This window comes from Enterobacter cloacae complex sp. S1, assembly GCF_014930525.1.
Taxonomy (GTDB): domain Bacteria; phylum Pseudomonadota; class Gammaproteobacteria; order Enterobacterales; family Enterobacteriaceae; genus Enterobacter; species Enterobacter hormaechei_C.
Window position 1 is genome coordinate 160333 of the sequence record NZ_JADBRE010000005.1, and the last position, 26468, is coordinate 186800.

The 26468-nt window shown below is 54.7% G+C and carries 28 protein-coding genes; 14 read left to right on the forward strand and 14 right to left on the reverse strand.

What is annotated here, in order from left to right:
- The first annotated feature begins 570 nt into the window (after positions 1–570).
- From IM290_RS05935 to etk, 7 genes are all read left to right on the forward strand, one after another.
- Positions 571–867, forward strand: coding sequence for a hypothetical protein (locus IM290_RS05935; protein WP_017383628.1), 297 nt, complete (start codon positions 571–573; stop codon positions 865–867).
- A gap of 115 nt (positions 868–982) precedes the next feature.
- Positions 983–1627: a YjbF family lipoprotein gene (locus tag IM290_RS05940; protein WP_193042197.1), complete on the forward strand. Its 645-nt coding sequence runs from the start codon at positions 983–985 to the stop codon at positions 1625–1627.
- A complete protein-coding gene (locus IM290_RS05945; protein ID WP_226876027.1) occupies positions 1624–2361 on the forward strand; it encodes a capsule biosynthesis GfcC family protein in 738 nt (245 codons plus the stop codon). The genes IM290_RS05940 and IM290_RS05945 overlap by 4 nt, the downstream gene beginning before the upstream one ends.
- Positions 2361–4454, forward strand: a complete 2094-nt coding sequence (locus IM290_RS05950) for a YjbH domain-containing protein (RefSeq protein ID WP_193042196.1) — start codon at positions 2361–2363, stop codon at positions 4452–4454. The genes IM290_RS05945 and IM290_RS05950 overlap by 1 nt, the downstream gene beginning before the upstream one ends.
- 43 nt (positions 4455–4497) lie before the next feature.
- Positions 4498–5631, forward strand: a complete 1134-nt coding sequence (locus tag IM290_RS05955) for a polysaccharide export protein (protein WP_032646765.1) — start codon at positions 4498–4500, stop codon at positions 5629–5631.
- A complete protein-coding gene (locus tag IM290_RS05960) occupies positions 5619–6062 on the forward strand; it encodes a protein-tyrosine-phosphatase (RefSeq protein ID WP_015570047.1) in 444 nt (147 codons plus the stop codon). Before IM290_RS05955 ends, IM290_RS05960 begins: the two co-directional genes overlap by 13 nt.
- Positions 6063–6084: 22 nt before the next feature.
- Positions 6085–8262 carry a tyrosine-protein kinase gene (gene etk / locus IM290_RS05965; protein ID WP_045348435.1) on the forward strand — a complete coding sequence of 726 codons (2178 nt, stop codon included), beginning with the start codon at positions 6085–6087 and terminating at the stop codon, positions 8260–8262.
- Between the two features lie 26 nt (positions 8263–8288).
- On the opposite strand, the gene IM290_RS05970 is transcribed toward etk, so the two are convergent.
- Together IM290_RS05970 and IM290_RS05975 are read right to left on the reverse strand one after the other, a co-directional pair.
- Positions 8289–8906 carry a trimeric intracellular cation channel family protein gene (locus IM290_RS05970; RefSeq protein WP_193042195.1) on the reverse strand — a complete coding sequence of 206 codons (618 nt, stop codon included), beginning with the start codon at positions 8904–8906 and terminating at the stop codon, positions 8289–8291.
- Positions 8907–9114: 208 nt separating this feature from the next.
- Positions 9115–9978: a YicC/YloC family endoribonuclease gene (locus IM290_RS05975; RefSeq protein WP_003860907.1), complete on the reverse strand. Its 864-nt coding sequence runs from the start codon at positions 9976–9978 to the stop codon at positions 9115–9117.
- Positions 9979–10103: 125 nt separating this feature from the next.
- On the opposite strand from IM290_RS05975, the gene rph reads away from it, so the two are divergent.
- Positions 10104–10820: a ribonuclease PH gene (rph, locus tag IM290_RS05980; RefSeq protein WP_015570044.1), complete on the forward strand. Its 717-nt coding sequence runs from the start codon at positions 10104–10106 to the stop codon at positions 10818–10820.
- A 66-nt stretch (positions 10821–10886) separates the two neighbouring features.
- Complete coding sequence (gene pyrE, locus IM290_RS05985) at positions 10887–11528, forward strand: orotate phosphoribosyltransferase (protein ID WP_015570043.1); 642 nt, start codon at positions 10887–10889, stop codon at positions 11526–11528.
- Between the two features lie 82 nt (positions 11529–11610).
- Here pyrE and slmA read toward each other — a convergent pair whose 3' ends face one another.
- The 3 genes from slmA to coaBC all read right to left on the reverse strand — a co-directional run bounded on the left by slmA (position 11611) and on the right by coaBC (position 13976).
- Positions 11611–12207 (reverse strand): nucleoid occlusion factor SlmA, encoded by a 597-nt coding sequence (gene slmA / locus IM290_RS05990; protein WP_003860901.1) that lies wholly within the window; start codon positions 12205–12207, stop codon positions 11611–11613.
- Between the two features lie 121 nt (positions 12208–12328).
- Entirely contained in the window at positions 12329–12787 is a 459-nt protein-coding gene (gene dut / locus IM290_RS05995; protein WP_045350353.1) for a dUTP diphosphatase, read from the reverse strand.
- Complete coding sequence (gene coaBC / locus IM290_RS06000; RefSeq protein WP_168728665.1) at positions 12765–13976, reverse strand: bifunctional phosphopantothenoylcysteine decarboxylase/phosphopantothenate--cysteine ligase CoaBC; 1212 nt, start codon at positions 13974–13976, stop codon at positions 12765–12767. The genes dut and coaBC overlap by 23 nt, the downstream gene beginning before the upstream one ends.
- 173 nt (positions 13977–14149) lie before the next feature.
- Here coaBC and radC point away from each other — a divergent pair, with 173 nt between their 5' ends.
- From radC to mutM, 4 genes are all read left to right on the forward strand, one after another.
- Entirely contained in the window at positions 14150–14815 is a 666-nt protein-coding gene (radC, locus tag IM290_RS06005) for a DNA repair protein RadC (RefSeq protein ID WP_006812419.1), read from the forward strand.
- Between the two features lie 217 nt (positions 14816–15032).
- On the forward strand, positions 15033–15269 hold the full coding sequence (gene rpmB / locus IM290_RS06010; RefSeq protein WP_002436699.1) for a 50S ribosomal protein L28: 237 nt from the start codon (positions 15033–15035) through the stop codon (positions 15267–15269).
- A gap of 22 nt (positions 15270–15291) precedes the next feature.
- On the forward strand, positions 15292–15459 hold the full coding sequence (gene rpmG / locus IM290_RS06015) for a 50S ribosomal protein L33 (RefSeq protein ID WP_003024094.1): 168 nt from the start codon (positions 15292–15294) through the stop codon (positions 15457–15459).
- Between the two features lie 72 nt (positions 15460–15531).
- Positions 15532–16341: a bifunctional DNA-formamidopyrimidine glycosylase/DNA-(apurinic or apyrimidinic site) lyase gene (gene mutM, locus IM290_RS06020; RefSeq protein WP_003860879.1), complete on the forward strand. Its 810-nt coding sequence runs from the start codon at positions 15532–15534 to the stop codon at positions 16339–16341.
- A 2-nt stretch (positions 16342–16343) separates the two neighbouring features.
- Here mutM and coaD read toward each other — a convergent pair whose 3' ends face one another.
- From coaD to rfaQ, 7 genes are all read right to left on the reverse strand, one after another.
- The gene (gene coaD, locus IM290_RS06025) at positions 16344–16823 is read right to left on the reverse strand and encodes a pantetheine-phosphate adenylyltransferase (protein ID WP_015570040.1); all 480 of its coding nucleotides are present in this window, start codon (positions 16821–16823) and stop codon (positions 16344–16346) included.
- 3 nt (positions 16824–16826) lie between these two features.
- On the reverse strand, positions 16827–17597 hold the full coding sequence (locus IM290_RS06030) for a glycosyltransferase family 2 protein (RefSeq protein WP_193042194.1): 771 nt from the start codon (positions 17595–17597) through the stop codon (positions 16827–16829).
- Positions 17597–18871, reverse strand: coding sequence for a lipid IV(A) 3-deoxy-D-manno-octulosonic acid transferase (waaA, locus tag IM290_RS06035; RefSeq protein ID WP_003860874.1), 1275 nt, complete (start codon positions 18869–18871; stop codon positions 17597–17599). The genes IM290_RS06030 and waaA overlap by 1 nt, the downstream gene beginning before the upstream one ends.
- A gap of 66 nt (positions 18872–18937) precedes the next feature.
- The gene (locus IM290_RS06040) at positions 18938–19927 is read right to left on the reverse strand and encodes a glycosyltransferase (RefSeq protein ID WP_015570038.1); all 990 of its coding nucleotides are present in this window, start codon (positions 19925–19927) and stop codon (positions 18938–18940) included.
- Positions 19928–19938: 11 nt separating this feature from the next.
- Positions 19939–21039: a glycosyltransferase gene (locus IM290_RS06045; protein WP_193042193.1), complete on the reverse strand. Its 1101-nt coding sequence runs from the start codon at positions 21037–21039 to the stop codon at positions 19939–19941.
- A gap of 2 nt (positions 21040–21041) precedes the next feature.
- A complete protein-coding gene (locus tag IM290_RS06050; RefSeq protein ID WP_015570036.1) occupies positions 21042–22169 on the reverse strand; it encodes a glycosyltransferase family 4 protein in 1128 nt (375 codons plus the stop codon).
- On the reverse strand, positions 22166–23236 hold the full coding sequence (rfaQ, locus tag IM290_RS06055; protein WP_193042192.1) for a putative lipopolysaccharide heptosyltransferase III: 1071 nt from the start codon (positions 23234–23236) through the stop codon (positions 22166–22168). Before rfaQ ends, IM290_RS06050 begins: the two co-directional genes overlap by 4 nt.
- Positions 23237–23386: 150 nt before the next feature.
- Between rfaQ and IM290_RS06060 the strand changes: the two genes are divergently transcribed.
- Positions 23387–24340 carry a polysaccharide deacetylase family protein gene (locus IM290_RS06060; RefSeq protein WP_023302886.1) on the forward strand — a complete coding sequence of 318 codons (954 nt, stop codon included), beginning with the start codon at positions 23387–23389 and terminating at the stop codon, positions 24338–24340.
- 26 nt (positions 24341–24366) lie between these two features.
- Here the strand turns inward: IM290_RS06060 and IM290_RS06065 are convergent, their stop codons facing one another.
- Both IM290_RS06065 and IM290_RS06070 read right to left on the reverse strand, forming a co-directional pair.
- Positions 24367–25578: an O-antigen ligase gene (locus IM290_RS06065; protein ID WP_015570034.1), complete on the reverse strand. Its 1212-nt coding sequence runs from the start codon at positions 25576–25578 to the stop codon at positions 24367–24369.
- Positions 25566–26465, reverse strand: coding sequence for a glycosyltransferase family 2 protein (locus IM290_RS06070; protein WP_193042191.1), 900 nt, complete (start codon positions 26463–26465; stop codon positions 25566–25568). The genes IM290_RS06065 and IM290_RS06070 overlap by 13 nt, the downstream gene beginning before the upstream one ends.
- Positions 26466–26468: the final 3 nt, after the last annotated feature.

Here is a 26468-nt window from a genome sequence, read left to right on the forward strand (position 1 = left end):
AAATATTATCCCTGAACCCAATTTCAGAATTTGCTCTGCTTGCGTTTTTATTTTCTTTGAGAGAACGGCTTAATTGATCTCAATCACTATTAATCGAGAGCAATAGCCGGGAATGAAGGAGTTATAGGCAATGCAGCCTGAGTATTGTTCATATTTTTGCTTTTAATTTCAGCTGTTTAACTATTTTATTAATAATATGTTGAGTGTTTTCTGGTTAACAATTAGTCATATTTATTCTGCCGGAAATCATTGCGTCAAATTATTATAAGAATTATCTTATCCAAAATTTTTAAGGTAGTTACCGCTGGGGTGCATTTCGCATCACTTCTGCGTTTTCCTTTCTTTTTGCACCCCGTGAGGGAGTTAACTATCTGAACTCCAATTGAAGCAATTAAGGGTACCGAAATATATCCTGGCGGTTTATATGCGCTGGTGTTCAGAGCCCAGGGCTTTTACATGGATGATTTTCCGTCCCTGTCGGGCCGGAATTCAGCCCCGGGCTTTATGCCCGTTAACCGGGACCTGGTTTCCAGGTGCTCATATTTTCCTTCATTTGAATGAGGAGCAAAAATGAAAAGGACGCTTTGTACAGTGCTGACGGCACTCACGCTGGCGACTGCCCTGCCTGCTATAGGCGCTACCACCGAAGCAGGTAGCACCAGCGCAGCAACAACCGGTACAACAACCGGAGCAACGGTGGGAACTACCGCTGGCACTACGGGGGGACTGGCGGCAGGCGCGATTGGGACAACCGCTGTTGTCACCACCGCTGCGATTGCCGGCGTAGCGACGTTAGCCGTTGTCGCGGCAAGCGACAGTGGCGATGACTCAGGCAATGGTACTTCCACGACGACAGTTACCCGCTAAGGCTGGTGCGCAAGGCGATATAGCTTTGCGCTGAACAGCGCAACGACTTGACCCGGTGGCGATATCAAAGCCGGGTATTTAATTGATTTCAATGTTATTTAATCAAGGATTTCTGGTGAGACTGTTTATTCTGCTCATCATGACTCTGCTGATCCAGGGATGTACGCCGAGCCAGCAGAGCATTATTGAGACCTTTAACGCCAGCCTGGACGGGCGCCAGGATGTGACGGTAACGGACGAGCAGATTCAGGTGCTCCCATACTCAACCATGTACCTGCGTCTGGATAATGGCCCGAGGATCCTGGTGGTTCTCGGATACATCGAACAGGGAAACAGTAAATGGTTATCGCAGGATAATGCGATGATCGTCACGCATAACGGTCGCCTTATCCACACGCTCAAACTTCCTTATAACCTGCTTGAGGTAACCAACCTTGAGCACGATCCGCTGCGCCACACGCCGCAGCTCCGCGACGGCAGCCAGTGGTCGCACGATGTGCGCTGGCAGGAAGAGGGGCGGTATCGCTCCGCACACCTGACCTCGCGCTTCTCCCTGAGCGGGACGGAAAACCTGACCCTTGCCGGAAACACGCTACGTTGTCAGGTCTGGCAGGAGACGGTGCAGGCCGACGGCCTCGATCGTCGCTGGCATAACACCTTCTGGATCGATTCCGCCACCGGCCAGGTACGCCAGAGCGAACAGATGCTCGGCGCGGGCGTATTCCCTCTCGCCATGACGATGTTGAAGCCCGCCCCATGAACAGACTCAGAAAATGGTTACCTGGCGTAGGGCTCTCTCTCTTCAGCCTGTCCGCCTTATGCGCAAGCGTCGTTACCGTGCATCAGCCGGGCAAAACGTGGTCTGCTGGACAGGCCGATACGCTCTCCCGGCTGGTCACCCAGCCGCAGCTGGAAAACGTCTGGTGGCAGGGCGCTGTCATCGCAACCCCTTCCGCCACGCGGCGCGCGCAACAGACGCAACAGCAGGTGCTGGCGTCGCTTTCAGCCTGGCAGAATCGTGCCGATGACGAGCAGATCGCGACCATTCGCGCTGTCGCTGCACAGATCCGCTCCCTGCGGATCGTCGGGCGGCAGTTTGTCAGCCTCGATCCAGACGCCGTGCGTACCGACGCCCGCGGCGATCGTTCCCTTGAGGGCCGTTACGATCTGTGGCTCTCGCCTGCGCCCCGCACCGTCACGCTGATGGGGGCGGTCGCCACACCGGGGAAACTGGCCTGGCGACCGGGCGCAAGCATCAGGGATTACTTACAGGGGCAGCTGCGGCTGGCTGGCGCCGACAGGAATAACGTGACCGTTATCGATCCTGACGGCAGTAGGGTTGTTGCGCCGGTGGCGTACTGGAACGCACGCCATATTGAAGCAGAGCCGGGCGCTGTTCTGTGGGTGGGGTTTGATCCCCGGGCGGTGCCGGACGATTTTACCGATCTGAATGAGCAAATCGTTGCGCTCCTGACGCGGCGGATACCTGACTGATGAACAAACTTTTTTTACTGAGCGGCCTTGCTCTGGCTATCTCTTCTGCCTGCCACGCGGAGCTGCGTACCTGGCCCGATCCGACCGGACCTTCACAGTCCGACTTTGGCGGCACCGGCCTGATGCAAATGCCCGACGCGCGCTTTGGTCGGGAAGGGGAATTCAGCGTCAACTACCGCGATAACAACCAGTATCGTTTTTACTCCTCTTCGGTCGTGCTCTTTCCGTGGCTGGAAGGGACGATTCGTTATACCGACGTCCGCACCCGCAAATACAGCAGCGACGAGGATTTCAGCGGCGATCAAAGCTATAAGGATAAGTCGTTCGATTTTAAGGTTCGTCTGTGGGAAGAGGACTATAGCCTGCCGCAGGTGGCGCTCGGCAAGCGCGATATTGCGGGCACCGGCCTGTTCGACGGTGAATATCTGGTTGCCAGCAAAATGGCCGGACCGGTCGATTTTACCTTTGGAATAGCCTGGGGATATCCCGGTAATAGCGACAACGTGGGTAACCCGCTGTGCCACGACAACAATAAGTATTGCACCCGCGGCGAATCACATGATGCCGGGGATATCAGCTTTAGCGATATGTTTCGTGGTCCGGCGTCGCTGTTTGGCGGCCTCCAGTATCAGACGCCCTGGCAGCCCCTGCGCCTGAAGCTCGAGTATGACGGCAACAATTATGCCGATGATTTTGCCGGCTCCATTAAGCAGTCGAGCCATATCAACGTGGGGGCAGTCTATCGCGTTGCAGACTGGGCCGATCTCAACCTCAGCTACGAGCGCGGCAATACGCTGATGTTTGGCTTCACCCTGCGGACCAATTTTAACGATCTGCGCCCCGCGCTGCGTGATAACCCGAAACCGGCCTGGCAACCGGCACCGGCAGGCGAGACGCTGGACTATACCTCGGCGGCAAACCAGCTCACCGCGCTTAAGTACAACGCAGGCTTCGATGCGCCGGAGATCCTTCAGCACGGCAATACCTTATACATGACCGGCGAACAGTATCGCTATCGCGATCCGCGCGAAGCGGTGGATCGCGCCAACCGTATTCTGATCAATAACCTGCCCGACGGGGTCGACACGATCGCTATCACCCAGCGGCGTGACCATCTGCCGCTGGTCACGACGCAAACCGACGTCGCCAGCCTGCGCAAACAGCTGGCGGGACAGCCGCTCGGCCAGGAGGAGGCGCTCAGGCAGCAGCGCGTCGAGCCTGTGGATACCACAGCGTTCGGGCGCGGCTACCGTATTCGCGCCGATCGCTTCAGCTACAGCGTCAAACCGACGCTGGCGCAGTCGCTGGGCGGTCCGGAAGATTTCTATATGTTCCAGGTGGGGGTGATGGCCAGCGCCAGCTACTGGCTGACCGATCGTCTGCTGCTCGACGGCGGCGTGTTCGCCAACCTCTATAACAACTACGACAAGTTCAAATCCTCGCTGCTTCCCGCTGACTCCAGCCTGCCGCGCGTCAGAACCCATATTCGCGATTATGTCAGCAATGACGTCTACATCAACAACTTACAGGCCAACTATGTCGATGCGCTGGGGCACGGCTTCTATGCCCAGATTTATGGCGGCTACCTCGAAACCATGTACGGCGGCGTGGGAGCAGAGGCGCTCTGGCGCCCGCTTGATAGCGACTGGGCGCTGGGCGTGGATGCGAACTACGTCAAGCAGCGCGACTGGGACGACATGATGCGCTTCACCGACTACAGCGCGCCAACCGGATTTATCACCGCCTACTGGAACCCGGCGAAGCTCAACAGCGTGCTGATGAAGCTGAGCGTCGGGCAGTACCTGGCGAAGGATAAAGGCGCCACCCTCGACGTCGCGAAGCGATTCGACAGCGGCGTGACGGTAGGCGTCTGGGCGGCGCTGACCAACGTCTCGAAAGAGGATTATGGCGAAGGTGGCTTTAGCAAAGGCTTCTACATCTCGATCCCGCTTGATCTGATGACGATCGGCCCAAATCGCAACCGGGCGGTGGTCTCGTGGACGCCTCTCACGCGTGATGGCGGCCAGATGTTAGGCCGTAAATATCAGCTCTATGACATGACGTCAGAACGCGAAACCCCGGTAGGGCAGTAGTACCGGATGAAACAGGCATTACTTAACCAGATGATTTTCCTGAATGAAAAACGTTAAATTTTCCGTGCTTGCGTTGGCTATGATGGCGTTAAGCGGTTGTACTATCGTACCGGGCCAGGGACTTAGCACCCAGGGCAAAGATATTATCGATCTGCCTGACAGCAATTACGATCTGAATAAGATGGTCAACGTCTATCCGCTCACGCCGGGGCTGGTGGAGCAGTTGCTGCCTGGCAAAGTCGACTCCCGCGCGAATCCTGAACTGGATCGCCAGCTTCAGAACTACCAATATCGCATCGGCGTCGGCGACGTGCTGATGGTTACCGTCTGGGACCACCCGGAGCTGACCACCCCCGCAGGTCAGTACCGTAGCGCCAGCGATACGGGCAACTGGGTGAATGCCGATGGCACGATCTTCTACCCCTATATCGGCAAAATCCGCGTCGTCGGCAAAACGCTGGCCCAGGTGCGCGATGAGATCGCCGCCCGGCTGGACTCGGTGATTGAGAGCCCGCAGGTGGATGTCAGCGTCGCGGCGTTCCGCTCGCAAAAAGCCTACGTGACGGGCGAAGTGGCCAAGTCGGGCCAGCAGCCCATCACCAACATTCCGCTGACCATAATGGATGCGATCAATGCGGCAGGCGGCCTGACGTCGGAGGCGGACTGGCGCCACGTGGTGCTGACCCATAACGGCCAGGACACGCACATTTCCCTCTACGCGCTGATGCAGCGCGGCGATCTCACCCAGAACAAACTCCTCTATCCGGGCGATATTCTCTTCATTCCCCGTAATGACGACCTGAAAGTGTTTGTCATGGGCGAGGTGGGTAAACAGAGCACCCTGAAGATGGACCGTAGCGGCATGACGCTGGCGGAAGCGCTGGGTAATGCGCAGGGCGTAAATCAGGATATGGCCGACGCCACAGGGATCTTTGTGATTCGTCCGTTGCAGGGCAAGCAGAACGGCAAAATCGCCAACGTCTACCAGCTTAACGCCCGGGATGCCACCGCGATGGTGTTGAGCACCGAATTTCAGCTTGAGCCTTACGACATCGTCTATGTCACCACCGCGCCGCTGGTGCGCTGGAACCGCGTGATCTCTCAGCTTGTGCCGACCATTACCGGCGTACATGACCTGACTGAAACAGGGAGATATATCAGAACATGGCCAAACTAACGTTTAACGCCATCCTGGTGATCTGTACCGGCAATATCTGCCGCTCTCCCATTGGGGAACGGCTGCTGCGCCGGCTGCTTCCCGCCGCCCGGGTCGATTCAGCGGGAACGTGTGGCCTGGAAGGGCGCACCGCCGATTCACAGGCGACAGAGATCGCCGCCGAACGCGGCACCCTGCTTGAGGGCCACGTGGCGCGCAGGCTCACCCCCGCCATGGTGCGCGACTACGATCTGATTCTGGCGATGGAGCTGGAACATATCGAGCAGGTCACGGCTATCGCACCGGAGGCGCGCGGCAAAATGATGCTCTTTGGTCACTGGACGGGCAGAAAAGAGATCCCGGACCCCTACCGTAAAAACCGGGACGCATTTGAATATGTTTATGGGCTGCTGGAGCAGGCCAGTCTGGAATGGGCGAAACGGCTCAGTTAATCACACGGGATAGTTACGTTTTATGTCAACAAATAACCTTCACGCCCATGATGCGTCTGCCGCGAATAACGAGATCGATCTGGTGCGCCTGTTGGGTGAGCTGCTCGACCACCGAAAATTTATTCTCATCCTTACCGCGCTGTTCACGCTGGCGGCACTGCTTTATGCGCTCTTTGCCACACCGGTTTATCAGGCCGATGCGCTGATACAGGTGGAGCAGAAACAGGGCAACGCGCTACTCAGTAACCTTAGCGAGTTCATCCCTGACTCCTCGCCAGAGTCGGCGCCGGAGCTTCAGCTTCTCCAGTCGCGCATGATCCTCGGTAAAACGATTGATGACCTGAACCTGCGCACGCAGGTAAGTGAAAACTATTTTCCCCTTGTCGGACGCGGCTGGGCGCGGCTCATCGGCCAACAGCCTGGCATCGTCGATATCCGTATGCTCAATCTTCCCCCTGTCGCGGGCCGGGCGCAAAAGCTGACGCTGACCGTCGGCGAGAAGGGCCACTATCAGCTGGAAGGCGATAACGTGACGTTACAGGGCGTAGTGGGACAGCCGCTGAGCGCGGCGAATATCGCCATTACCATTGCCGCTATCCAGGCGAAGCCGGGTACGCAATTTACGATTACACAGCTGAGCGAGCTGGAGGCCATTGACGCGCTACAGCTGCGTTTTTCCGTGAGCGAGCGCAGCAAGGACAGTGGGATGCTTGGCCTGACCATCACGGGGGAAGATCCCGATGAGATGGCGCGCGTGCTTAACTGCATCGCCGACAACTACTTACAACAGAACGTGGCTCGCCAGGCGGCGCAGGATGCGAAAAGCCTGCAATTTTTGAAGCAGCAGCTTCCGCAGGTGCGCAGCGAGCTGGACCAGGCCGAGGAGAAGCTCAACCGCTATCGCCAGCAAAATGACTCCGTTGACCTGAACCTGGAGGCAAAAGCGGTGCTGGAGCAGATTGTAAATGCGGACAATCAGCTCAATGAACTGACCTTCCGGGAAGCGGAAATTTCGCAGCTCTACAAAAAAGATCACCCCACCTACCGGGCGCTGATTGAGAAACGCCAGACGCTGGAGCAGGAAAAAAACCGCCTGAATAAACGGGTATCGTCCATGCCGTCAACCCAGCAGGAGGTGTTGCGCCTGAGCCGTGATGTGGAGTCGGGACGCGTTATCTACCAGCAGCTGCTTAACCGCGAACAGGAGCTGAGCATCGCCCGGTCGAGCGCAATTGGTAACGTCCGCATTATCGATCCGGCCGTGACCCGGCCGCAGCCAGTCAAGCCGAAAAAAGCGCTGGTCGTCGTTCTGGGGGTTCTCCTGGGTCTGTTCGTCTCTGTGGGCTGGATCCTGGCGCGCAGTATGCTGCGTATGGGCATTGAAACGCCGGAGCAGCTGGAGGAGCATGGGATTAACGTCTATGCCACCGTACCGCTGTCGGAATGGCTGGCTAAAAAGATGCGTTTGCGCAAAAAAGACTTTATGTCCTCAGGGCTGCGCCATAAGACCAAACATATCCCCTTCCTGGCGGCGGATAACCCGGTCGATCTCTCCGTGGAGGCGATTCGCGGCCTGCGCACCAGTCTGCATTTTGCGATGATGGAGTCAGCGAACAATATACTGATGATCTCTGGCGCCACGCCTGACAGCGGTAAAACCTTTGTCAGCAGTACCCTGGCGGCCGTCGTGGCGCAGGCGGGCCAGAAAGTGCTCTATATTGATGCGGATATGCGTCGCGGGTATGCCCATGATCTGTTTAAGCTCGACAATACCTGCGGCTTATCGGAGATGTTGTCCGGTAAGGCGGAGTATACCCAGGGCGTTCAGACCTTCGATAAAGGCGGGTTCGATACCATCGTGCGCGGGCAGATCCCCCCTAATCCGGCGGAGCTTCTGATGCATACGCGTTTCCAGCAGCTGCTGGACTGGGCGAATGAACGCTACGATCTGGTGATTATCGATACGCCACCGATCCTGGCGGTCACCGACGCGGCTGTTGTCGGTCGTCGCGCAGGCACCACGCTGCTGGTCGCCCGCTTCGGGATGAACAGCGTGAAGGAGATGCTGGTCTGTGTACAGCGTCTGGAGCAGAGTGGCGTCAATACCAAAGGGGTGATTCTCAACGGCGTCGTTAAGCGGGCAAGCAACGCTTACGGCTACGGCTATCATCACTACGGTTACAACTATTCGAGTAATTGATTATCCGGCGCCTGCCCGTTCTGACATTAATGCGCATTGTGTTTGTAATGAAAAACGGGAAGGCCCAGCTTAAGGCGCAATGCCAGCATACGCGCGGTGAAGCCAAACAGCAGGGTGGAGATAACCACCACATCGTGGCTGGTGACATAGTGCTGCAAGGCGATATAAAGCACTGCCGCGGCAAAGGAGATGCCGGCATACAGTTCCTTCTGGAAAACCAGCGGGATACGTTTGCAGAACATATCCCGCAGCACCCCGCCAAACACGCCCGTGATCACGGCAGCAATGGTGGCGATAACCGGGCCTTCACCCATATCGAGAGCGATTTGTGCGCCAATGATGGAAAAAACAATCAGCCCAAGCGCATCCAGCACCAGGAACACGCGGCGCAGATGAGGCATCACCGGGGCCACAATCGTGGTTAGCACGGCTGCCGTTGCCACGATAATGACGTACTCAGGGTTTTTTACCCAGCCGAGCGGATAATGGCCAAGCAGGATATCGCGCACGGACCCGCCGCCGAGCGCAGTGGCTGTGGCAATGATAATCACGCCGAAGGTGTCCATACGGCGACGTCCGGCAGCGAGCGCGCCGGTCATGGCTTCTGCGGTAATGCCAATAAGATAGAGAATGTGAAGCAGCATAAACCCTCCGGAATGAAGAGGAGGAGATTAGCGATTTGTGCGGAAGATCACGATTGAGATTTTCTAAGGCGAGGGGGTTTGCCATACAGAAATTTATCAACGCATGCCTGGCGGGCTTGTGATAAGGCGGGAGGAAAAGAAAGTAAGGCTAAATAAGGATTAGAAAAAGTAATGGGTGATGTGCGAGGAAACACCACCCTGAAAGGAATTACTCGATATTCTGGATCTGCTCGCGCATCTGCTCAATCAGGACCTTCAGCTCAATCGCTGAATTGGTTACCTCTGCATTGATAGACTTAGACGCCAGCGTGTTCGACTCGCGGTTGAACTCCTGCATCATAAAGTCGAGACGGCGGCCTACCGCTTCTTTCTTCTTCAGAATGTTGTAAGTCTCTTTAACGTGCGCTTCCAGACGATCCAGCTCTTCAGCCACGTCCACACGCTGCGCCATCAGCACCAGCTCTTGTTCCAGACGGTTGTTTTCCAGCTGAACTTCCGCCTCTTCCAGTTTGGCGACAAGACGCTCACGCTGCCATTGCAGCACTTCTGGCATATGAGCGCGCACTTTAGCGACTTCGGCGCTCACGCCTTCAAGGCGTTGCTCAATCATCGCTTTCAGCGCCTGGCCTTCGGTTTCGCGGGCAACGATAAAGTCGTCCAGCGTGCCGTCGAGTGCAGCCAGGATTTCAGCGGTAATCGCGTCCAGATCCTGCTCTCCGGCGGCCATCACGCCAGGCCAGCGCAGAATATCAACCGGGTTGATCTCGCCTTCATCGCTCTGCATTTTGACCCAGTTCGCCGCATTAACCAGCTGTTTTGCCAGCTTTTCGTTCAGGATCAGTTCGCCCTGTGCACTGGCATCGGGCTCAAAACGCAAATTACATTCCACTTTCCCGCGGGTCAGACGCGTACGGATACGCTCACGCACCACAGGCTCCAGGCTGCGGAACTGTTCCGGCATACGGAAATACGTTTCCAGATAGCGCTGGTTTACCGAGCGCATTTCCCAGGTAGCGCTACCCCAGCTACCCTTGATTTCACGCCGGGCGTAGGCGGTCATACTGCGGATCATAGACATTCCCGTTTTTAAAGGAGAGATGGGGGGATTATAGCTTTCAGGGGCTTCTCAGGATAGGAATAAGCGTCCTTTATCCGTATAATGCGCAGCCACATTCGTTTCAAGCCGGAGAATCCATCATGCGTCCAGCAGGTCGTAGTGCCAACCAGGTGCGTCCCGTCACCCTGACCCGTAACTATACAAAACACGCTGAAGGCTCCGTGCTGGTTGAGTTTGGTGACACCAAGGTGCTTTGCACCGCGTCCATTGAAGAGGGCGTGCCTCGCTTCCTGAAAGGTCAGGGCCAGGGGTGGATCACCGCCGAATACGGTATGTTGCCGCGCGCAACCCATACCCGTAATGCCCGTGAAGCGGCAAAAGGTAAGCAGGGCGGTCGTACTATGGAGATCCAGCGCCTGATCGCGCGTGCGCTCCGCGCCGCGGTTGACCTGAAAACACTGGGTGAGTTCACCATCACGCTGGACTGCGATGTGATCCAGGCCGATGGTGGCACGCGTACGGCCTCTATTACCGGTGCCTGTGTGGCGCTGGCAGATGCCCTGAACAAGCTGGTTGCCGCCGGTAAGCTGAAAACCAACCCAATGAAAGGGATGGTTGCTGCTGTCTCCGTTGGTATCGTTAACGGCGAGGCGCTTTGCGATCTGGAATACGTTGAAGATTCTGCCGCAGAAACCGACATGAACGTGGTGATGACCGAAGATGGTCGCATCATTGAAGTGCAGGGTACGGCAGAAGGCGAGCCATTCACTCACGAAGAACTGCTCACCTTGCTGGCGTTGGCCCGAGGGGGAATCGAATCTATTGTAGCGACGCAGAAAGCGGCGTTAGAAAATTGATTTTAAGGCGACCAATGAGTCGCCTTTTTTTTGCCTGTAAGACTGAAAAGACAAAGGAGCAAATCCATGAAATCGTATCAGCGCCAGTTTATTGAGTTTGCGCTTAACAAGCAGGTACTTAAGTTTGGCGAGTTCACGCTGAAATCCGGGCGTAAAAGCCCGTATTTCTTCAACGCCGGGCTGTTTAATACCGGGCGCGACCTGGCACTGTTAGGCCGCTTCTATGCCGAAGCGCTGGTGGATTCCGGGATTGATTTCGACCTGCTGTTTGGCCCCGCGTACAAAGGCATTCCAATCGCAACCACCACGGCGGTGGCGCTGGCGGAACACCATGACCGCGACGTACCGTACTGCTTTAACCGTAAAGAGGCCAAAACCCACGGTGAAGGCGGCAATCTGGTAGGCAGTGCGTTGCAGGGGCGCGTGATGCTGGTGGATGACGTGATCACCGCAGGTACCGCGATCCGTGAATCGATGGAGATTATCCAGGCTAACGGCGCAACGCTTGCGGGTGTGCTGATTTCGCTCGATCGTCAGGAGCGCGGGCGCGGCGACATCTCTGCTATTCAGGAAGTGGAGCGCGATTATGGCTGCAAGGTCACGTCGATTATCACGCTGAAAGACCTGATTGCGTATCTGGAAGAGAAGCCTGAGATGGCTGATCATCTGGCGGCGGTGCGTCAATACCGCGAAGAGTTTGGCGTATAATTCAATTGCCCGGCGGCGCTACGCTTACCGGGCCTACCCGTTCGTAGGCCGGATAAGGCGAAGCCGCCATCCGGCGATGGCGTTACTGTAACTGAGCAGCCACTAACGGCCAGCGGGCGTCAAAATCGTCCGTTGGTCGATATTTAAACTCGCTGCGCACAAACCGGGAGAGCATCCCTTCGCAAAAAGCCAGGATCTGGCTTGCCAGCAGGGTCTCATCCGTATTATATCCCTCGCCTTCCCGCATTTTCTTCTCGCGCAGAACCTGACGCAGCTGGGCTTCGATACGCTCAAAAAGCTGGTTTATACGGCCTTGCAGACGATCCTGTTCAAACATAAGCGCGTGGCCGGTCAGAATACGGGTCAGACCCGGGTTACGTTCACCAAACCCCAGAATCAGCAGCACAATCAGACGCAGACGCGTGCTGGTGTCTTTTTCATCCTTCAGAATCAGGTTGATGCGCGTGATCAGGCTGTCTTCGATAAACTCGATCAGGCTGTCAAACATCCGGGTTTTGCTCGGGAAATGACGATACAGCGCCGCCTCTGACACGCCCACAGAGGCCGCCAGTTTTGCGGTGGTGATGCGTTGACTGCCGTCGCTGGATTCAAGCATCAGAGCCAGAGATTGAAGTATTTCTTCGCGACGATTCCTTTTCGCGGTTTGTTTTTCTGCCATGTTACAAAATACCCCTGAAAATAAGCACTTGTCAGGCTGGCAACCACACAGCGACCCGCAAACTGACGTTTGCGGTTTGTTATTGCATTATGGCGCTGTGAGATGCGTGTTTGTCGGGCGGTTATTTGCGCCCGGAATGGCCGAAGCCGCCTTCGCCACGGTCGGTAGCGTCGAAGTCTGCCACCAGGTTAAATTCTGCCTGCACCACCGGTACAAACACCATCTGCGCGATACGCTCGCCCGGCTCAATGGTGAAGTTGTCCTGGCCACGGTTCCAGACGGATACCATCAGCTGACCCTGATAGTCAGAATCGATCAGGCCGACCAGATTACCCAGCACGACGCCATGCTTGTGGCCCAGGCCAGAGCGCGGCAGGATCACCGCTGCCAGTGACGGGTCAGCAATGTGAATCGCCAGCCCGGTCGGGATCAGGGTCGTTGCACCCGGCGCCAGTTCTACGGCGTCATCAAGACAGGCGCGCAGGTCAAGACCGGCAGAGCCGGAGGTGGCATACGTTGGCAGCGGAAATTGCTCGCCAACGCGCGGGTCCAGAATCTTAACGTCGATTTTTTTCATCATAACGGGTAACGATCTCGTCCAGTAAGTGTTGGCCCAGGAGTTCTTTGCGCTCAAGCGGTAAGACTTTATCTCCATCCTGCCAGAAAAGGTGCAATGCGTTGCTGTCGCTGTTAAATCCTTGCGTGGACAGCGATACGTCGTTCGCGCAAATCAAATCGAGGTTTTTGCGGGTACGTTTTTGCCGGGCATATTCTTCCACATTATTCGTTTCTGCGGCAAACCCAACAACGTAAGGTCGATGAGTTTTCAATGCGGCGACACCGGCAACGATATCCGGGTTCTTCACCATTTTTATTGTTAATTCATCACCTTGCTTTTTAATTTTGGCGTCGGCAATGGTTTCGGCGCGGTAATCAGCGACGGCCGCACAGCCGATAAAAATATGCTGCTGTTGAGCATGTGCCTGTACGGCGGCTTCCATTTCCAGCGCGGTCGTTACATCAATACGCTGCACAAACGCAGGGGTGGTAAGCGACACCGGGCCGCTCACCAGCGTGACGTTCGCGCCGCGTTTGGCTGCCGCGGCAGCAATCGCAAAGCCCATTTTGCCTGAGCTGTGGTTGGTGATGTAACGCACCGGATCCAGCGGCTCGCGCGTGGGGCCCGCGGTAATCATGATGTTGAGATGTTGCAGATCGTTGACAGGCGAGAAATGGGCGGCAGCCATATCAACAATCGTCAATGGGTCGAGCATACGCCCTGGCCCAACGTCGCCGCAGGCCTGGCTGCCACTGTCCGGTCCCCAAATCAGCAGGCCGCGCGAGGCCAGCGTGTCCAGATTATGCTGGGTAGCGGCGTTGCGGTACATCTGCTGGTTCATTGCGGGCACAACCGCGACGGGCGCAGGCGTGGCGAGGCAAATGGTCGTTACCAGATCGTTCGCCATACCGGCTGCCACGCGGGCAATTAAATCTGCCGTGGCGGGGGCAAGGATAACCAGATCGGCCCATTTCCCCAGCTCAATGTGGCCCATTGCGGCTTCGGCTGCCGGGTCGAGCAGGCTGTCTGATACCGGGTATCCCGAGACGGCTTGCAGGCTCAGCGGGGTGATAAAGGCTTTGCCGCCTTCGGTGATCGCGACCCGTACGTCGGCCCCGCGCTCGCGCAAACGGCGCACCAGGTCTGGCGTTTTATAGGCAGCAATACCGCCGCTGACGCCAAGAACGATTTTTTTACCGGCCAGGCTCATCATGATTCTTTCCTGTTGGGTTTCACCAGAGAGCGGGCATTTTATCACAATCCCTAAAACGGGGTGATGATGTCCTTAATTCACTTTGCGAGGCGTTACGCAAGAACGAAACGCCAGCGTCGAACCCCGAATTTACCTGTGGCAGCATAATGGCAAACAGAAGGAGGCCGGGCATGGAAGAGACTGAACTGCTGCTACCGCGTGAAAAAATGCTGCGTCATGGCGTCACGTTGTTAAAGGACGACGAGCTGCTGGCGCTCTTTTTACGCACAGGCACGCCGGGGAAAACGGTATTTACGCTGGCGAAAGAACTGATAGACCATTTCGGTTCACTGTATGGATTGCTGACCGCTGAGCTGGAGGCGTTTACGCACGTTGAGGGCATTGGCGTGGCGAAATATGCCCAGTTACGGGGCATTGCCGAGCTGGCCCGGCGATTTTACAACGTGCGTATGGAGGAAGAAGACCCGATCCTCACCCCCGACATGACCCGCGAATTTCTGCAAAGCCAGCTCTCCGATCTGGAGCGGGAGATCTTTATGGTGATCTTTCTCGATAACAAAAACCGGGTACTGAAACATACCCGCCTTTTTTCGGGAACATTGAGCCACGTTGAGGTGCATCCGCGTGAAATTGTGCGGGAAGCGATAAAAGTGAATGCAGCCGGCGTGATCCTCGCGCATAATCACCCCTCTGGCTGTGCAGAACCAAGCAGAGCTGACAAAGCAATTACCGAACGTATTATCAAATGCTGTCAATTCATGGACATTCGTGTGCTGGACCATCTGATAATTGGCCGCGGAGAGTACATTTCTTTTGCCGAACGTGGCTGGATTTAGGCCTTTTCTCGCGATCCATCGGGATCTTTGTCTGTTCGGGACTTGAGCACACCGCCGAGTCAGCGTATACTACGCCACCTTTGAGAATCTCGGGTTTGGCATTTGGGCCTGGCAATCGAGAGTTCAATAGAACTATGCGATGACCGGGCTGTAAAGCCTGACGAGGCGCCGATACCCCATACGAAGCTCGAGCTAATTTGATTTTTGGAGAATAGACATGTCCCGAGTCTGCCAAGTTACTGGCAAGCGTCCGGTGACCGGTAACAACCGTTCCCACGCACTGAACGCGACTAAACGCCGTTTCCTGCCGAACCTGCACTCTCACCGTTTCTGGGTTGAGAGCGAGAAGCGTTTTGTCACCCTGCGCGTATCTGCTAAAGGTATGCGTGTAATCGATAAGAAAGGCATCGATACAGTTCTGTCCGAACTGCGTGCCCGTGGCGAAAAGTACTAAGTACTTAAAGAGGAAATAAATCATGGCTAAAGGTATTCGCGAGAAAATCAAGCTGGTTTCTTCTGCTGGTACAGGTCACTTCTACACCACCACGAAGAACAAACGTACTAAGCCGGAAAAACTGGAACTGAAAAAATTCGATCCAGTTGTACGCCAGCACGTACTGTACAAAGAAGCTAAAATCAAATAATTTTAGTCTACTTGTATTGAAAAACCCCGCAACTGCGGGGTTTTTTGCATTCTGCATCTCAACGGAGGAACCATGCCTGAATTACCAGAGGTAGAGACCAGCCGCCGCGGCATTGAGCCCCATCTGGTTGGCGCGACTATTCTTCATGCTGTCGTTCGCAACGGGCGTCTGCGCTGGCCGGTGTCCGATGAGATCCACGCGTTAAGCGACAAACCCGTCCTGAGCGTGCAGCGCCGCGCGAAATACCTGCTGCTGGAGCTGCCTGACGGCTGGATCATTATCCATCTGGGCATGTCGGGAAGCCTGCGCATCCTCACCGAAGAGTTGCCTGCGGAAAAGCACGACCACGTTGATCTGGTGATGAGTAACGGCAAAGTGCTGCGTTACACCGACCCGCGTCGCTTTGGCGCATGGCTGTGGACCAAAGAGCTGGAAGGACACAACGTGCTGGCGCATCTCGGACCTGAGCCGCTGTCAGAGGCGTTTAACGCGGATTATCTCAAAGAGAAGTGCGCGAAAAAGAAAACCCCGATTAAACCCTGGCTGATGGATAACAAGCTGGTGGTGGGCGTGGGAAATATCTATGCCAGCGAATCGTTGTTTGCCGCCGGGATCCATCCCGATCGGCTGGCCTCCTCGCTGTCGGCGCAGGAGTGCGAGCTGCTGGTCAGAGTAATTAAAGCGGTACTGCTGCGCTCAATTGAGCAGGGCGGGACGACGCTGAAGGATTTCCTGCAAAGCGACGGGAAGCCGGGCTATTTTGCGCAGGAGTTGCAGGTTTATGGCCGTAAGGGTGAGCCGTGCAGAGCCTGCGGGACGCCGATTATTGCCACGAAGCACGCTCAGCGCGCCACGTTTTACTGCCGTCAGTGCCAGAAGTAGGGTTACTTTAGCTTTTCCATCAACGCCTGGTGGACGTTAACCGGCAGGAAGTGGGTAACGTCCCCGTGATGGCGCGCCACCTCTTTCACCAGCGAAGAAGAGATGAAGGACCACTCTTTGGAGGGCATCAGGAATACGCTCTCCAGCTCCGGCATCAGATGGCGGTTCATGTGTGCCAGCTGCATCTCATATTCGAAGTCTGCTACCGCGCGAAGACCGCGGATCAGGATATTGGCCTGCCGGTCACGGGCAAAGTTTGCCATCAAGTCGCTGAAACCGACGACCTCAACATTCGACAGATGCGAAATCGCATCGGTGGCAAGCTGCACGCGTTCGTTCAGGTCGAACATCGGCTTTTTGCTCGGGCTGGCGGCAATGGCCAGAATCACCTTGTCGAACATACACGCCGCACGGGTGATGATATCAAGATGACCGTTAGTGATCGGATCGAAGGTACCCGGATAAATCGCTTTTGTGCTCATGGCTCACGTTTTCTCTGAGTAGCCGCGGTTCAGCGCCCACAGCTCGGTGTATTTGTTGAAAGTATACTGGGCATTCACTACGGCCAGTAACCAGCCCTGTTTGCCGTCCAGCACGCCGCCACGCAGCAGCAGCGTTTTCAGAAACGCGCCCAGCGTGTGGGTGAAGATGCCGGTCAGCGTGGCCTTCTTGCCGCGCGTATGCCGCTCCTGTGCCCAGGCGGTGGCATAGTTCAGCTGTTTCCGCTGGAAGCTGGCGAAATCGCGGCAGGTCAGATGAAGCAGATCGCCCGTCAGGGGGATGACCTGAGCGCCATCGCAGGCCAGAGATTCATGGACCAGGTTGTCGTTGTACTGATAACGCTCGCGCGCATAGAGGCGCATCACGCGGTCGGGGTACCAGCCGCTGTGGCGCATAAAGCGGCCCAGGAAATAGTTACGACGCGCGATACTGTAGACCGCGCCGGGCTGTGGCGCGGTAAGCACCGTTTGAATGGCCTGTCGGAGTTCCGGGGTGACGCGCTCATCGGTGTCGATCATCAACACGTAATCGCCCGTGGCGTAACCCTGCGCACGCTGGCGCTGAATACCGTAGCCCTGCCAGTCGGTGTCGGTAAAGACTTTTGCCCCGGCTGCACGGGCAACGTCCGCCGTGTTGTCCGTACTTCCGGAGTCGAGAATGACGATTTCGTCAGCCCAGGCAACAGAGGCCAGGCAATCCGGAAGCAGGTCGGCGGCGTTTTTGGCGATCATCACGACCGACAGACGCGTTGACATTAGTGGCTCCGCTGCGGCAGGTAAGGTTGCAGAAGTTGCAGCAGACGGGTCAGTGCGCCCTGGTTCTGATGCAGGACTTCAACGGCGTGACGACCGTACCACAGGCGGTAATCTTCGTCAGTCAGAAGGGTAGAGACCTCTTTGACCACCGAATCCGCGTCGGTCACGGTGATTAAGCCATCGGCTTGCTGCAATTTCGCGCAGATATCTTTGAAGTTAAACGTGTGTGGTCCCATCAGCACGGGGATGGCGTGGGCTGCTGGCTCCAGCGGGTTATGACCACCGCGCTCCACCAGGCTTCCGCCAACGAATGCAAGATCGGCGATCCCGTACAGCAGCATCAGTTCGCCCATCGTATCGCCAATCACCACCTGCGTGCTGCCAGAGGGGATTTCGCCGCTGCTGCGCAGGGTGAAGCTGAAACCGCCTTTTTGCACCATCTCGCGGGCATCTTTAAAACGCTCAGGATGGCGAGGAACCAGAATCAGCAGTAAATCAGGGAATTTTTCCAGCAGCTGGCGGTGAGCCTGAAGAATAATGGCTTCTTCGCCGTCATGGGTGCTGGTGGCAATCCAGACCTGGCGACGCGGCGCCCACTGACGACGCAGTGTTACCGCACGGGCGGCGAGTTCAGGGGTGACGGAAATATCGAACTTCAGGCTACCCGTGACCGCAAGCTGGTTGCGCTTCAGGCCGAGGGCGATAAAGCGCGCGGCATCTTCTTCGTTCTGCGCGGCGATCAGCGTGATTTTGCTGAGCAGGCGACGCATAAATTTACCCAGCTTGCCGTACCCTTTCGCCGAGCGTTCCGACAGACGCGCGTTGGCGATAACCAAAGGAATTTTACGGGCATGCAGGGCGGAAATCATATTCGGCCAGAGCTCGGTTTCCATGACGATCACCAGTTTAGGGCGCACGGTATTCAGGAAACGGTTCATGGCGCAGGGGAGATCGTACGGCAGGTAGACGTGATGCACGTCTTTACCGAAGGCAGACATCACGCGCTCTGAGCCGGTTGGCGTCATCGTGGTGACGGTGATGGGCAGTGACGGATAACGGTGGCGCAGGGCACGCACCAGTGGAATGGCGGCCAGCGTTTCCCCGACTGACACGGAATGCAGCAGAATACCGTCCGGCGCCACTTTATTGCGGCAGTAGCCATAACGTTCGGCCCAGCGTTTACGGTACGCAGGCGCTTTACGGCTACGAAGCAACAGTCGCAGCCACACCAGTGGCTGAATGATGTAGAGCAGGGCGGTATACAACAATTCCAAGCGATTATCCGTTTTTTTAGTTTCGGCCGGGAAATTCTAAGCATTTAAGCGTGCTAAAGCTATCTCTTATGCCAGATACCGTTTTAAACGGAAGTAGCGTCGGCCCAGGCGCCAGCGCAAACGCGGGCTTTTGGCACTTTTCCAGATGAGCTTCCAGATCCCGGTGTCGAAGAACTCTTTGATTATCATTGATTTCTTCGCCTCATCCTTCATGTTGTCGAAGGTATGAATAATTCCCAGACCCTCTTTAGCGATTTGCCAGTAACAGGCCGGGATATTTTTCACTTTATCCGGGTAGCGCTGGTTAATGGCATCAAGCATCTTCAGGATCTTCATATAATGGCGCGCAGAGCGAATCAGCGTGTCGTCATTATCCGGGGTGTGCGATACCGAGGCGGAGTGAATGTAGTAGTCGTAAAAGCGTTCGCTGGTGTACTGAACGCGTTCCGCGGCAAGCAGCACCTCAGTCGTCCACGGGATATCCTGATGGCGCAGGCCAGGCTCGAAACGGAAGCCGTGCTGACGAATAAAATCGTGACGATAGATATTCAGCCAGGTCACATGCAGGAACTTACGTGAATCCAGCGCCTTTTTTAACCATGCCGCGCCATTCATGACGCCCGTTGAGGCTAGCTTATCTTCAGGGAAGATAGGGCGAGACGGTTTTTTGTTATTTTCCCAGACGTAGTTGCCATTGCAGGTGGCGACATCCAGGTTCTGCGTGACGGCCATATCCAGCAGACGCTGGTACATGCCGGGTTTGAAGACATCATCAATATCCGGGAAAGAGAGATACTGCCCGGTCGCAACGGCCAGGCCAGTATTACGCGCGATGGACACGCCCTGATTAGGTTGTTCAATAACCTGCATCTGTGGCAGCTTTTCGCGCCATTTTTCGACAATCTGCATCGAGCGGTCAGTGGAACCGTCATTCACGATGATGACTTCCATACTGTCGATGTGTTGATTTACAAGGCAGGTAAAGAACTGATCGAGAAAAGCTTCACCGTTATAAACGGCCACCACCACGCTTAATAAAGGCGCTGAATTTTGCATATGAAACCTGATTATTTTTGGTTGTCGACCAAAGCAATGTATTGCTGGCAAATGGCGTTGATACCGAACGATGCGATCGTTTCGCGATCAACAACCGGCGGAGAGGCATACAGTTCTGCCAGTGTTTTCGCCAGTGATTCGTCGGTTAACGCTGTCAGACCACGCGCCAGGGGGCCAGTAAGGATCTCAGCAGGGCCGCCAGGGCAGTTTGTACTCACCGGTGGGGTCTGACAGATAATGGACTCTACCAGTACATTACCAAAACCTTCGCAGTCGGAACTTAACACTAAAAGGCGTGCCTCTTTGATCCACGGGTAGGGGTTGGTTTCGAACGGGCGGAAGACGATCTTGTTTTCAATTCCCAGCTTAGCGGCAAGCTGTTTGAGCTGATTTATTTTCGCGTCAGAACCTTTGCCCATCAACACCAGCGATGCGTCGATCTTGCTCAGCGCAAACGCCCGCAGCAGCCTGTCGTGACGTTTGTGTTCATGAAAACGGCCAACATGGATAATGTAATCCTGCCCCTGCATCTCAAAGGGCGCTTCCGCCAGACGCTGAATTTCAGGGATATCAAAGGGGTTATGGATAACCGCTTTGCGCCGCAGGGGGATCGCGAGTACTTCAGACAGATCGTGCAGCACGGCGCCGGATACCGCCACCACGTTGCGGTTTTCATAGGTATGACGGATTTTATAATGCTTAAACCAGCGAGAAAGCCCGCTGCGATGGCGCAAATAGGAGAAGGAGAACATCCCGTGTACGCAGAACCAGACCTTATCCCGATCCAGCACGCGGCTGTGCGCCACGATACGGTCGGTTTTATGCAGATGTGAGAAGACGACATCAAATTTACCGCTGCGTTCTGCCTGCTCGATGGCGCGATCCAGCAAACGGGCGCGACGCGGGATCTCGGTCAGCTTCCGCCAGGGTTTTTTACAGGTATCCTGCACAACCTGAAAATCGATGCCTTCCGGAATGGCGTAGTCGCACACCTTCCGTAAGGAGAAAAGGGTGACCTGATGCCCCAGTTCTGTCAGTCCGCTGGAGAGGGTGAGAACCGTTTTTTCGGCTCCTCCACCGGGTAAACCATCAATAATCATTAGGATGCGCATTATTAATCCAGTAATTTTTGATAAAGCGAAATAAGCTGACTTGATAGTTTTTCAGGGGTTGCTTCTCTGACGCGTTCACGCGCCGCAAGCCCCATATTGTTATTTTTTTCCAGTGAAGGGATGGACATGACGGCCTCCTTCAATGTGTGGATATCAAGTGCATCACAGTAAAACCCGTTCTGGCCTTGCTCAATAAATTCTGAACCACCGCAACTCTCTGACGTAATGACGGGCAATCCACAGGCCATTGCTTCAAGTATGACGTTAGGGAAAGGATCATACAGCGTCGGCAGCAGTAAACCATCAGAAAGCTGATAAAATGGCAGCGTCTCTTTTTGCATCCCCAGGAAACGGATTTGCCCCTCACAGCCTAATGAACGGGCGAGGTCGCGATAACGGCTTTCCGCTTTATCCTGACCGACCACAACCAGCCACGCCGAGGTTCCTGCTATAGCCCGAATAGCGCTTGCCAGCCCCTTGCGTTCAAACCCTGAACCCACGAAGCAGAAAATGACGGCATCAGCGGGTAAGCCAAATTGCTGACGCAGTACAGCGCGTTGCCTCTCTTCTGCCGGAACGAAGCGGCTGGAATCTATTGAATTATAAATCACATGTATCTTTTTTGCGTCAATATCAAAGTCTTCGACGATTTCGCGCTTGATCATCTCCGCATTACAGATAACGGCTTTCAACTCGGGAGCCTGGTACATTTCACGTTCTGCGTGCATCACGTAGCGGTGATAGCGATCGTGCATAAGCAGCTTCGCGCGCCAGGCGGGAAGAATACGCGTACGCTGTAGCAGCCAGCGTCGATGTACACCATCCCCGGCGCGGTAAATATCGCAGCCCGGAATACGTTCGTGGCTCTGGACAATATCAAACTGCTGTTGCTGCCACAGCGCGCGTGCGGCGTGTGCAAAGCCGCGCTCACGGCTGATGCGGCCCCACTTTCGGGGATCGCAAATATGAATATGCCAGTCGTCCTGCTTTTCGCCCTGCCACTCGCGGGTGATGACGTTGAGCTCAAGATTTTGATTGCTCAGCGCGGTAAGTGCCCTGGAGACAAAACGTTCTGCTCCCCCATCCGGACGATATTTTTGGCGCACAATGGCCAGACGATGAAGCTTCATTGCAGGTATCTCCTTGCGGCGGAGACGACAGCATCAACGGGGATGGCGTCGAGATAACGTTCCGTCGTTTTTGTATCAATGGCGTCAGGGTTGGGAAGCGGGCCGTAGTTACCTGCCCAGATGACCTCTCCGTTAACCTGCCATGGCGACCAGAACGTCAATTTTGACGGGCCAAACAGCGCCACGCAGGGCGTCTGAAGGGCGGCGGCCATGTGCATGGGTACGGAGTCAACGCCAATGAACAGGATCGCGTGATCGATTAGCGAGGCCAGCTGGCGCAGGGTTAACTGCCCTGCCAGCGATACAACACCCGTCTGCGGGGAGGCGGCAAGAATGCGGTCAATCATCGCCAGCTCTTTCTTATCCGGTCCCGCCGTAAGGACGATAGTGTGGCCGTCCTGCTGCAACGCGGCGATAGTTTGCGCCATTTTGCCTTCGTCCCAGCACTTAAAGAACCAGCGTGAAGTGGGTTGAATAACGATGTAGCGGTCTCCCACGCCCTTTTGCGTCAGCTTTTGGTGAGCATGGCGCCAGTCATCCGCGCTGTAAGCCATGGTCACGGTAGGGTTGGCCATTACCGGCAGCGCTGACAATATGGAGAGATTTTGTTCAACGGTGTGCAGCGACTGATGGCTGGCGACCGAGACCAGTTCACTGTGACAAAAACGCCAGAAGGCATTATTGCGCTTGTTAAAAGCGAACCCGAGCCGAACCGGTGCGCCGGTGAAGCGGGTAACAATCGCGCTGCGCCACTGATCGGCAAGATTGATCACCAGATGATAATGCTGAGCGCGTAAAGTACGAAGCAACTGCCACTCTTTTTGCAGGTGCTTCAGCGTCCCCAACTGCTTCCATTTACGATCGATACCATAGATAGTCCCGATTGCCGGATGCGCGGCGAGCATGTCTCGCGTCTCTTCATAGAGAAGCACGTCGATTTGGGCTTCAGGCCATTTCTGGCGTAATGAATTGATGACGGGGGTGGTGAGTAACATGTCACCATGATGGCGAAGTTTGATCAGTAAAATGCGCAAATCAGGCGTGTCAGGTAAGTTATTCATCATCATCTTATCGGCGTTGTACTATTGGCAATTCTAATAGACCTGGTAACGACTTGCACTCTTTCTCCATAATGTCAGGAATTTCCCTGGAAGGGTTTACTCCTGCTTTCGGGCGTGCGTAACATAGCGCTAACTATTTTGTCTTGCGGGCTCATTATGAAAAAACCAGCGTTTATCATCACGATCGATACCGAAGGGGATAATCTCTGGCAGAACCACCGGGTGATCAAAACGGAAAACGCGCGCTACCTGGCGCGGTTTCAGGCGCTTTGTGAACGCTTCGGCTTTAAGCCCGTCTGGCTGACCAACTACGAGATGGCAGTCGAACCGGTATTCATTGAGTTCGCGAAAGAGGTCATAGCCCGCGGCCAGGGTGAGGTGGGAATGCATCTCCATGCCTGGAATAGCCCTCCGGAGCACGATCTGACCGGTGATGACTGGCGTTGGCAGCCTTATCTGATTGAGTTTTCAGACGAGGTCATGCGTGAGAAAGTGCTGTTCATGACCCGCTTACTGGAAGAGACTTTCCAGACAAAAATGCTCAGCCATCGCGCCGGGCGCTGGGCATTCGACAGTCGTTACGCCCAGTTGCTGATTGAGCTGGGGTATCAGGTAGATTGTTCCGTTACGCCGCGCGTGAACTGGCGCAACGCGAAAGGTGCCCCGCAGGGTAATGGCGGAACGAATTACCAGCATTTTCCCGATCGTGCCTACTTTTTGGACGTAGACGACATTTCCCGGCCGGGAAACAGCCCTCTCCTCGAAGTGCCGATGAGCATCCAGTATAAACACCCGGCATGGCTGAATTCCCTGAAGCAGGGTTATGATCGTCTGCGCGGTAAATACCGTTCTCCGTCAGTTAACTGGTTACGCCCGTCCGGAGGAAATGCGGCTGAGATGATTAAGGTTGCGCAGCAGTGCCTGGCTCAGGGGAATGACTACGTGGAATTCATGCTGCATTCGTCGGAATTTATGCCTGGCGGGAGCCCTACTTTTAAAGACGAGGCCGCGATTGAGGGGCTGTATCAGGATCTGGAGCAGCTCTTTACCTGGTTATCAGATAAGACCGTGGGGATGACGCTGGCGGAGTTTTACCAGTACAAAAAATAGTTATGCCCGCCAGGCGGGCATATTTGTTATTGCTGTTTTGTTTGTGAGAAAGGTGTACTTAACGCAAACAAAATCATAAAGAAGATTAAGGCTTCTGAACTGAGCAGTATGACATCCGTCAGTCCATACAAAAGCAAAAGAAGCATCGACGTCAGCAGCAGTGCGTTTCTGTTTCGTAGGGCATACACAATCATCGAAACGAAGAAAAAGAGCATTACCGCTACGCCGGGGATCCCCTGCAAAGAGTATTTCTCAATAAATTCATTATGCAGGTGGACTTTGATGTATTCGAGTGCACTGCCAAGGTGAGGATGGCCGTCTTTAATGTAGTGTCGGGTCCACGCTTCACGCTCTTCCAGCGATTGCCCTAACGGATGGGCAAGACCATTCTCGATCCCGATAGTCCACATCGAAAAACGTGCGCCGAGTGAGGTGCGGTCAAAACCTTGTTGATAACGTTCAACCTCACGTTGGGTTTGTTGTATTTTTGGCGAAATCAATGGCTTGTAGCTAACGATTACAACGCCTGCAACAATGCATAAAAAGATGAGGGCTGATTTAAGATGAATCTTTCTGAAATGATAAAGCGTGAGCACAATCGCCAGAAGCAGATATAAACCCATCGCAGCGCGGGTCCCCGTCAACAGTATGACGAAGTAAGAGATTAATATAGTGAAGCCCGCAACAACATACAGCTTCACGTTCTGTTGAAGGTAAAGACTGTATACGAAAGCCAGTGACAGGACAGAATAAACATAAGCTGAAACGGTGGCACGGTTAATTGCCATCTCAACGCGAGTCATACCTTGCGAGGCCTGCCACAAGCCATACCCTGTGGCGAGCACAAACCCCAAGGCCGTTGCGAAGAAGAAGAATTTCCTGAAGGTATCCTTATCGATATAAAACTTAAAGCGGTCGATATAGAAAATCAGGACACTCGCTAAAATTAACTTTTTGCTGGCACCGAGGTAGTCGCTGTAAAGGTTGAGGCCCTCGTTATGATACTCATAGAGTAAGTACCAGCCGAGGTTAAGTAACCCAATCAGCAGAATGGGCAGTGCTATAGTAAAAGGTCGCAGAGTGATTTTTTTATATTCGAAAGCCAGGCCAATAATACTGACGTAAATAGCGATATAGAAAAATTCTCTTTGCTTCCCAGAACTGACTAAAGCCAGTATCAAGGAGATGAGGCTTAAAGCGATCGTCAGTTGATATAGCCGTGGTTTTATTTTTTCCATAACGCCTCAATAACCCTTTTTTTGTAGCTAAAACGAACATCGGTGGACATGAAAAAAGACAATGTATACATGGTCTTTACGCGTTGTTTCACGAGCTGCAATTGTTGGTCTGTCAGACAGGACCGATGGTTGCTGTAAATATCAAACCAGTGGCAATTGACGAGATGTTTGTAGCGTGACGGAAATGTTCTTTCCATCTGTAACGTGCATTCGACAAGCGTTGAAATTTTGCTGGCGTCCAGACTGCTCGACAAACTGTCGCGACGCTTGATGTAATAATAATGCCCCTGGCGCTGATAGGCTATTTTACTCGATTGCATCAACATTCCCGGGAAGACAGCGAAATCCTCATAACATAACATCGGAGGTATGGGATTTTTCTCGTAAAGACTACGATGAATAAACTGGCCAATGAGATGTGCCTGAAAGTCTTTATGACGTAAGAAACGAGCAATTGCTTCATGTTGTGACAATGGCACAGGATTAAATCCCTGCCAGTCTGAAGTCATTCTCCGGGGATCGCGAATCTCAAGCAAACGTGTCAGTAACATATCCGGACGTTGCGCTTTCAGGTAGGCCATTGCGTCCCTGAGGCTGCCCGGCTTTAAGCAATCGTCACTGTCGAGCATCGTAATATACTCACCCGATGCCAGCGCGACAGCGCTGTTTCTTACCCGGCCTACGTTACGAAAGTTCACGGTGCGCTTTATGATCTGAGGAAATTTCGGCGACCACTCTTCAATTATTGCCTGCGTGGCATCCTCAGAACTGTCATTGAAAATAATAATTTCAGTGTCCTGATCGGTTGCTGCCAGCAGGCTTGAAAGCGTGGCGTGCAGCGTAGCTTCAGCGTTATGCGCAGCAATAATGACGCTTAAAAAAGCCATAAA

Excerpts from the sequence above, each read along its gene's own strand:
- rph (WP_015570044.1), top strand. The coding sequence starts at position 10,104 with ATGCGTCCAGCAGGTCGTAGTGCCAACCAGGTGCGTCCCGTCACCCTG.
- radC (WP_006812419.1), top strand. The coding sequence starts at position 14,150 with ATGGAAGAGACTGAACTGCTGCTACCGCGTGAAAAAATGCTGCGTCAT.
- IM290_RS06040 (WP_015570038.1), bottom strand. The coding sequence starts at position 19,927 with ATGCAAAATTCAGCGCCTTTATTAAGCGTGGTGGTGGCCGTTTATAAC.
- IM290_RS05935 (WP_017383628.1), top strand. The coding sequence starts at position 571 with ATGAAAAGGACGCTTTGTACAGTGCTGACGGCACTCACGCTGGCGACT.
- IM290_RS05955 (WP_032646765.1), top strand. The coding sequence starts at position 4,498 with ATGAAAAACGTTAAATTTTCCGTGCTTGCGTTGGCTATGATGGCGTTA.
- IM290_RS05960 (WP_015570047.1), top strand. The coding sequence starts at position 5,619 with ATGGCCAAACTAACGTTTAACGCCATCCTGGTGATCTGTACCGGCAAT.
- slmA (WP_003860901.1), bottom strand. The coding sequence starts at position 12,207 with ATGGCAGAAAAACAAACCGCGAAAAGGAATCGTCGCGAAGAAATACTT.
- IM290_RS06030 (WP_193042194.1), bottom strand. The coding sequence starts at position 17,597 with ATGTCAACGCGTCTGTCGGTCGTGATGATCGCCAAAAACGCCGCCGAC.
- IM290_RS06045 (WP_193042193.1), bottom strand. The coding sequence starts at position 21,039 with ATGCGCATCCTAATGATTATTGATGGTTTACCCGGTGGAGGAGCCGAA.
- dut (WP_045350353.1), bottom strand. The coding sequence starts at position 12,787 with ATGATGAAAAAAATCGACGTTAAGATTCTGGACCCGCGCGTTGGCGAG.
- etk (WP_045348435.1), top strand. The coding sequence starts at position 6,085 with ATGTCAACAAATAACCTTCACGCCCATGATGCGTCTGCCGCGAATAAC.
- IM290_RS06070 (WP_193042191.1), bottom strand. The coding sequence starts at position 26,465 with ATGGCTTTTTTAAGCGTCATTATTGCTGCGCATAACGCTGAAGCTACG.
- IM290_RS05950 (WP_193042196.1), top strand. The coding sequence starts at position 2,361 with ATGAACAAACTTTTTTTACTGAGCGGCCTTGCTCTGGCTATCTCTTCT.
- pyrE (WP_015570043.1), top strand. The coding sequence starts at position 10,887 with ATGAAATCGTATCAGCGCCAGTTTATTGAGTTTGCGCTTAACAAGCAG.
- IM290_RS05975 (WP_003860907.1), bottom strand. The coding sequence starts at position 9,978 with ATGATCCGCAGTATGACCGCCTACGCCCGGCGTGAAATCAAGGGTAGC.
- rpmB (WP_002436699.1), top strand. The coding sequence starts at position 15,033 with ATGTCCCGAGTCTGCCAAGTTACTGGCAAGCGTCCGGTGACCGGTAAC.
- rpmG (WP_003024094.1), top strand. The coding sequence starts at position 15,292 with ATGGCTAAAGGTATTCGCGAGAAAATCAAGCTGGTTTCTTCTGCTGGT.
- coaBC (WP_168728665.1), bottom strand. The coding sequence starts at position 13,976 with ATGAGCCTGGCCGGTAAAAAAATCGTTCTTGGCGTCAGCGGCGGTATT.
- IM290_RS05970 (WP_193042195.1), bottom strand. The coding sequence starts at position 8,906 with ATGCTGCTTCACATTCTCTATCTTATTGGCATTACCGCAGAAGCCATG.
- rfaQ (WP_193042192.1), bottom strand. The coding sequence starts at position 23,236 with ATGATGATGAATAACTTACCTGACACGCCTGATTTGCGCATTTTACTG.
- IM290_RS05945 (WP_226876027.1), top strand. The coding sequence starts at position 1,624 with ATGAACAGACTCAGAAAATGGTTACCTGGCGTAGGGCTCTCTCTCTTC.
- IM290_RS06065 (WP_015570034.1), bottom strand. The coding sequence starts at position 25,578 with ATGGAAAAAATAAAACCACGGCTATATCAACTGACGATCGCTTTAAGC.
- mutM (WP_003860879.1), top strand. The coding sequence starts at position 15,532 with ATGCCTGAATTACCAGAGGTAGAGACCAGCCGCCGCGGCATTGAGCCC.
- IM290_RS06060 (WP_023302886.1), top strand. The coding sequence starts at position 23,387 with ATGAAAAAACCAGCGTTTATCATCACGATCGATACCGAAGGGGATAAT.
- IM290_RS06050 (WP_015570036.1), bottom strand. The coding sequence starts at position 22,169 with ATGAAGCTTCATCGTCTGGCCATTGTGCGCCAAAAATATCGTCCGGAT.
- coaD (WP_015570040.1), bottom strand. The coding sequence starts at position 16,823 with ATGAGCACAAAAGCGATTTATCCGGGTACCTTCGATCCGATCACTAAC.